The sequence below is a fragment of the Mesorhizobium sp. M7A.F.Ca.AU.001.01.1.1 genome, assembly GCF_004022735.1.
Classification (GTDB): Bacteria; Pseudomonadota; Alphaproteobacteria; order Rhizobiales; family Rhizobiaceae; genus Mesorhizobium; species Mesorhizobium ciceri.
This window is the reverse complement of the sequence record NZ_RZPF01000918.1, coordinates 1-2,183: the sequence shown is the minus strand read 5'-3', so window position 1 is coordinate 2,183 and position 2,183 is coordinate 1. Positions and strand designations below refer to the sequence as shown.

Annotated in this window: 2 protein-coding genes; both read right to left on the bottom strand. The window is 63.9% G+C overall.

All coding sequences use genetic code 11. From position 1 onward, the window contains the following. Nucleotides 1–164 precede the first annotated feature (164 nt). Nucleotides 165–764 (bottom strand): DUF1236 domain-containing protein, encoded by a 600-nt coding sequence (locus EN884_RS33950; RefSeq protein WP_063169558.1) that lies wholly within the window; start codon nt 762–764, stop codon nt 165–167. 63 nt (nt 765–827) lie between these two features. Then, a complete protein-coding gene (locus EN884_RS33945) occupies nt 828–1,925 on the bottom strand; it encodes a putative zinc-binding metallopeptidase (protein ID WP_013528805.1) in 1,098 nt (365 codons plus the stop codon). Nucleotides 1,926–2,183 lie beyond the last annotated feature (258 nt).

Below are 2,183 nucleotides of genomic sequence, written 5' to 3'. Positions count from 1 at the left end.
TCCTTTGCCAAAGTCATCGCCTATTGACTAACCGACCGCCGGAAAAATCGGAAGTCTTCCGCAAAGGACAATGCTCAGAGCAGCGTCGGCGCACAAGAGGCGACGCTGCGGTGCCGCCTGCCGGCGGCCGCTGCTGTGGCAGCGGCCGCTTATGTCAATTGTCGTCAGCGCACGACGTACATGATGCGCCGGGTCTGCGGATCGATCAGCGCCCGCTGGCCGTTCACATAGACATAGCGGTAATTGTAGTCTGGAATCTCGCGCAGCTCGACGGTGTCGGGCAGGGTCGCGCCGGTGACCACTTCGCCATCGAGATAGATGGGATCGAGGCGGTGCGTGTCGACATAGGTGCGGACTTCAGCCGGGGGCGGCGGGAAGTCATCGACGACCGGATCGCTGGCGATGATCGCGCCGGTATAATCGGTCGAGTAGTTGCCGATGTCCTCCGGCGGCGAGACGACAGCAACGCTGGCGCGCCGTTGCGTCAGCACCACCCGGCTGCCGCCTATATCGGCCGTCACATAGTCGGAATAGACCCAGCCCTGGCCGCCGGCCTCGGCTATGGTGCACCATTTGCTGTTTTCGATGCAGCCATTGAGCGTTGCCGACTGACCGGCGGCGAGCACGCCGATGACAGGGTATTGCGGGCCGGGTCCGGCGCGAACGTTAAGATCGGTGACGGCTGAGACGGCGGTGTCGGCAAACGCGGCGCCCGACATCACGGTCAGCATTCCGGCGACCGCCGGAAACAACAGGGATTTCATGGTTTCTCTCCGTTTTCATGGTCCCTCGCCAGCGAAAACGGGGCAGCAGCTCATGCGTTCCCGCTAAAGCGCCTGTGCCAACTCACGATTTGTTCCCTGTTCTCCAGGCAAATCGGTCAGAAGTTCGTGAACGAAGTCCAATTTCCGCGCCGTGACGTCCGAAATGACAAAGGGATAGAGGTCCGGCAGGCCCATGCAGCGGTTGATCGAATTGGAGGCTTCCGACAGCACCAGCCAGCGGGCCAGGATCTTTTCGAAAGACTCGGGCGCGGTCGGCGGCTCCGAGGGTGCGGCCTGCAATTCGCCGCCTGTGTCGCCGCGCGGCAAGTCGTTGGCCTCCACCGTCTCCAGCCGGCCGAGCGGAAAGTTCAGTGCGTGCACCATTTCCAGCGTGTCGGTGATGTGCAGGTGGTGAGCCCAGGTCTCGGCCCAGTCCTCCCATGGATGCGAGGTCGCATAGGCCGAGATGTGGCCTTGCTGCCAGTCGGGCGGCGCACCATTGGCATAATAGGCCTTCAGCGCCTGTTCGTAATCGGCGCGGTCATCGCCGAACAGTGCGCGGAAAGCTTCGAGCCGGTGCGGATCGTCGCGGATCAGGCGGTCCCAATAATAGTGCCCAAGCTCATGACGGAAATGACCGAGCAAGGTGCGGTAGTTCTCGCCCATCTCGACGCGGCGCTTTTCGCGCTCGGCCGAATCCGCCTCGGCGACGTTGAGCGTGATCAGGCCATTGTCGTGGCCGGTCAGGATCCGCTCGCCGCCGGGGCCGCCGCCGATCGGATCGGCGAGGAAGTCGAAGGCCAGCCCGATCTCGTCGGCGGGGTTCTGCTTGGGCGCCACCGGCAGCCCGAAGGCCAGCAGCGAATAGATGGCGCGCTTCTTCGCCGCTTCGACACGGATCCAGCGGCGGCGGTTGCCGTCGACGGAGAGATCCGGGATCAACTGGTTGAGCGCACAGGCGCGGCAAAAGGCGTGTCCGGGCTCGGCCATCCAGTTGCAGGCGCATTCATCGGCGTTGGTGCACTGGAAGATGCCGTCGGCGCTCGCCAGCGCGAAACAGGCGTGCTCGGGATCGTAGAGCACGGGGTTCCCGCAGTTCAGGCACTGGGCGTTCTCGAAATAGATGCGATGGCCGCAATGGGGGCAGTCGAAGAGTTTCATGTCGGTCTCAATTCACCGGAGGTGACATAGATGTTCACGGCGGCCCGTGCCCAACGCGAACAGCCGCGCGGCGTTCCACATTTTCCTGAAGCTATTTGGCCGCAAGCTGGGCGACAACCTGTCTTGCCACCGCTTCGCCCGACAGCCGTGCGCCGCCGCAGGTCTGCATCAGCGGGCCGGCCAAGTGCTCGCCGGCGAAGAAGATCTTGTCGGCCACCGGCTGCATGAGCGCGGCGCGCGCCAGTGAACGGCCAGGGC

Excerpts from the sequence above, each read along its gene's own strand:
- EN884_RS33950 (WP_063169558.1), bottom strand. The coding sequence starts at position 764 with ATGAAATCCCTGTTGTTTCCGGCGGTCGCCGGAATGCTGACCGTGATG.
- EN884_RS33945 (WP_013528805.1), bottom strand. The coding sequence starts at position 1,925 with ATGAAACTCTTCGACTGCCCCCATTGCGGCCATCGCATCTATTTCGAG.